Annotated in this window: 2 protein-coding genes and 1 pseudogene; all 3 read right to left on the bottom strand. The window is 75.2% G+C overall.

Features of this window, described 5'->3' with window-relative positions:
- Positions 1-212 precede the first annotated feature (212 nt).
- Positions 213-1,963 (bottom strand): annotated as a pseudogene (locus VR44_RS37300) (AMP-binding protein).
- 26 nt (positions 1,964-1,989) lie between these two features.
- Positions 1,990-2,601, bottom strand: coding sequence for a lytic polysaccharide monooxygenase auxiliary activity family 9 protein (locus tag VR44_RS37295; protein WP_045952109.1), 612 nt, complete (start codon positions 2,599-2,601; stop codon positions 1,990-1,992).
- A gap of 260 nt (positions 2,602-2,861) precedes the next feature.
- Positions 2,862-3,793 (bottom strand): SPFH domain-containing protein (locus VR44_RS37290; protein WP_045952110.1); only part of this gene is annotated, 932 nt, incomplete at its 5' end.

The raw sequence follows: 3,793 nt of genomic DNA, 5'->3' as shown, positions 1-3,793 counted from the left end.
GGGGTGGTGGCGGGGCCGCCGCCCGGCCCGTGACCTGCGTGCCGCAGGCGGCCAGGGCGAGGCTGAGGAGCAGGGCCGCCGCGGCCGCCCAGGCCTTCGCGGCCGACGGCGTGGCGGGCGGTGCGGCGGGCGGTGTGTTCGTCATGGGAACCCCCTCCCCTGGGAAGAGGGGCGTGCGCCCTCCCCGGTTCCGTCGCTCCCGCCGGTTCCGTTCAGCGCTCCAGGAGGTCCCGGCGGCCTTGGGCCTCGTACACCGCGAGCAGCGCCTCCAGGGACGGCCCGTCGAGCGGGCGGTAGGCCCCGGCGACGCGGTGCCAGACCGGTTCGGGGCACAGGAACCCGCTCCGGCGCAGGGCAGCTCGGTGGATCTTGTTCGTCGCCGTGACGGGCATCGCGGTGAGGATCCGGACGTAGCGCGGGGCCATCTTCGTCCCCAGGTCCGGCTGTGCGGCGAGGAAGGCGGCGAAGGCCTCCGGGTCGAAGGCCGCGCCCTCGCGCAGGGCCACGGCGGCCATCACCTGGTCCCCCGCCACCTCGTCCGGGACCGCGTACACGGCGACGGCGGCCGCGGCCTCCCAGCGGGCCAGGATGTTCTCGATCATCGCGGCGGCCAGGTTCTCGCTGTCGACGCGCAGCCGGTCGTCCGTGCGGCCCGCGAAGTAGAGGAAGCCGTCCGCGTCCCGGAAGAACAGGTCGCCGGTCCAGTACCGGTCGTCACGGGTGCGGGCGGCCTCCGCCTCGGGGTTGCGCCAGTAGCCCTCGAAGTGGCTGCGGCCCCGGTTGACCAGCTCACCTATGGCCTCGTCGCCGTTGCGCAGGCGGCCCCGCCCGTCCAGGACGGCCGGCGGGCATTCGCGGCCCGTCTCCGGGTCGACGACGGCCAGGTCGTCGCCGGCCGCGGCCCGGCCGAGGGCGCCGGGCGGGGTGTCGGGGGTCCTCTGGACGGAGGCGCCGCCCTCGGTGGCCCCGTACCCCTCGACCAGCCGGACCCCGAACCGCTCCGCGAAGCGGGCCGCGTCCACGGCCCCGGCCTCGGTGCCGAAGCCGAGGCGCAGGGTGTGCTCGCGGTCGTCGGGGCGGGGGTCGGTGGCGAGGAGGTACTGGACGGCCCGGCCGACGTAGGTGAAGTAGGTGGCCCCGTAGCCGCGTACGTCGTCCAGGAACGCGGAGGCCGAGAAGCGGCGGCGCAGGGCGACGGGGGCGTCGGCGGCGAGGGCGGGCAGCCAGCAGGCCATGACGGCGTTGCCGTGGAAGAGGGGCATGCAGACGTAGTGGACGTCGTCGGGGGTGGTGCGGAACCGGCGGGCGAGGGAGTGGCCGGCGGCGGCGAGCCGGCCCTGGCTGCAGATGGCGGCCTTGGGGGCGCCGGTGGAGCCGGAGGTGAAGTAGAGGAGCAGCCGGGAGTCCGGGCGGGGGCCGCCGGGGCGGACGTGGGCCTCGCCGGGCTTGGCGGCGGCGTAGGGCGCGAGCAGCGCCTCGTACTCCTCGGTGCCGGTCACGAGGATCCGCACGCCGGGCAGGTCGAGGCCGCGCAGGAGCGGGAGGTGGGCGGGCTCGGTGACGAGGAGGCGGCAGTCGGTGTGGAGGATGTCGCGGGCCAGTTCGGGGCCGCGGCGGGTGGGGTTGATCCCGGCGACGGCGGCCCCGGCGAGGGCCGCCGCGCGAGCCAGAAGGGGAGCCAGAAGGGGAACTCGGGGGTGTTGTCGAGCAGCACCCCCACGTGCGGGTGCGCCCCCGGTGGCAGGAGGTCGGTGAGGAGCGCGGCGCGGGTGGCGGCCTCCTGGGCGGTCCGGTGGCGGCTGAGGACGGTGGCCGGGCTCCGGGCAGCCCCGGGGCCGGTTCCCGCGTCGTGGCCGTGCTTCAGCCCGGGCCGGTGGTCGCCCCACTGGCGCGCGATGAGCTCCGCGACGGTTCCGGCCCCGGGGGCGGGGTCGGCATCGGTGGTGGTGGTCGTCGTCCGCATGCCGCCGGAGGGTAACTGACGTTCCGTCAGAACTGAACGTCGGAGCAGGCGTAGAAGGCCATCGCGGTGTCGTTGACGGTCCAGACGGCGAGGATCATGTGCCGGCCGGTCTTGCCGCCGGGCATGGTGCCGCGGTGGATGGTGGTCATGTCCGGGCGGCCGCCGTTGTAGGGGACGACGAGGAAGGGCTGGGGGTCGAGGGAGGCGCGGGTGAGGGGCTTGGTGGGGTCCCAGCCGTTCTTGGTGACGTAGTACTTGAAGTCGGTGGTGGAGTGGTTGGCGGTGAACTGCCAGCGGAAGTCGAAGCTCTGGCCGGAGTTCACGCGGGTCGCGGGCCAGGTGCCGCCGCGGGGGTCGTCGAGCTGGGCGAACTCGCTGTGGCCGCCGGAACAGATCTGGCCGTCGGCGGGGCCGGCCGCCGGGAAGCCCTTGTAGCCCTCGACGCTCTGCGGCTCCCACTGGATGGGGCCGCAGTCGGGGACGGTCTTGTTGGCGCAGAGCTTCTGGCGGCTGATGGGGGTGTCCGTGTAGCCGTGGCCGCTGGCGGTGGGGGCGGTGAACAGGGTCGCCCCGGCGAGCAGGGCGGCGCCGAGCGCGGTGGCGCCGGCGGCGCGTCCGGGTATGCGGAAGGGACGCATGATGCTGCTCCTTGGGTGTGGGGGGGGGAGAGCCTGGCGGGGCTCGTGTGGCTGCTCGTGCGCATGCGCCGCGCCCGTGTGGGGACGGGCGCGGGGGCGGTGCCGGGTGCGGGGGCGCTGGGCGCGGACCCGCCCGTGGGACTAGGTCTAGACCAAGTCCCACAGTATTGACGGCAGTTGGTCCTGTCCATCCCCGCGCGAAAACGGGTGGTCCGGTCGTTACCGGCCACCCGTTTCCCTGTTGAGCGCTGTTGTGGCGGTTATTGATCGGACCTGCCGGTGTAGAAGGCGACGGTGAGGTCCTTCACGAGCGCCTTGCGCTCGTAGTCGTCCAGTTCGACGATCCCGCGCGAGGTGAGCCGGTGGACGGTGTCGTCCACGGCGTCCACGACGGCGGTGAGGACGGTGTCCCGGTGCTTGGCGTCGATCGCCGCGATCCGGCGGCGGCGCATCGCCTCCGCGACCTCCGGGGCGTACTCGATGCGGGTCGGCTGGGCGGAGAACACCTCGATGCCGACGGCCTCGGTCTCGGCGGCGAGGGTCCGGGTCAGCGCCTCGCCGACGGCCTCCGCGTCGCGCAGGGTCGGGGCGTCGTCGTGGAAGGCGTCCGCCGGGAGCCTGGACAGGACGCGGGCCGTGGCCGACTCGACCTGCTCGGCGAGGTAGTCGATGTGGTCCTCGACGGCGAGGGTGGCACGGGCGGTGTCCCTGACCTGCCAGACGACCTGGACGACCACCTGGAGGGCGAGGCCGCCGGAGTCGACGGCGGGCATGGGCTCGCTGCGCCAGTGCCGCAGCCGCACGTCCACGCGCCGGCGCAGCAGCAGGGGGCTGATCCAGGTCAGGCCGGTACGGCGGACGGTGCCGCGGTAGCTGCCGAAGAGGGTGAGCACCCAGGCGTGGCCCGCCTTGGCCCGGCCGAGGCCGCCGAGGGCGAGGAGGGTGACGACGCCGAGGAAGGCGAGCGGGGGCCAGTGGGTGGCGCGGAGCCCGTGGTAGGGGCGGGGCGGCACCCCGAAGGCGGCGACGAGGGTGGCGGGGACCACCCCGGCCCGCCACAGCACGGCCGCGCAGCCGGTGAGGGCGAGGGCGCCGACGACGACCGCGATCCAGCCCGGCAGCACGGGGCCACGGTGCTCCCGCAGCCTCTCGTCCCCGCGGGGCACACGCCGCCCGGCCGTCGCCGTGCGCC

The organism is Streptomyces katrae (assembly GCF_000966975.1).
GTDB lineage: Bacteria > Actinomycetota > Actinomycetes > Streptomycetales > Streptomycetaceae > Streptomyces > Streptomyces katrae.
Note: the sequence above shows the minus strand (reverse complement) of the source record. Positions and strands in the feature narration are given on the sequence as shown.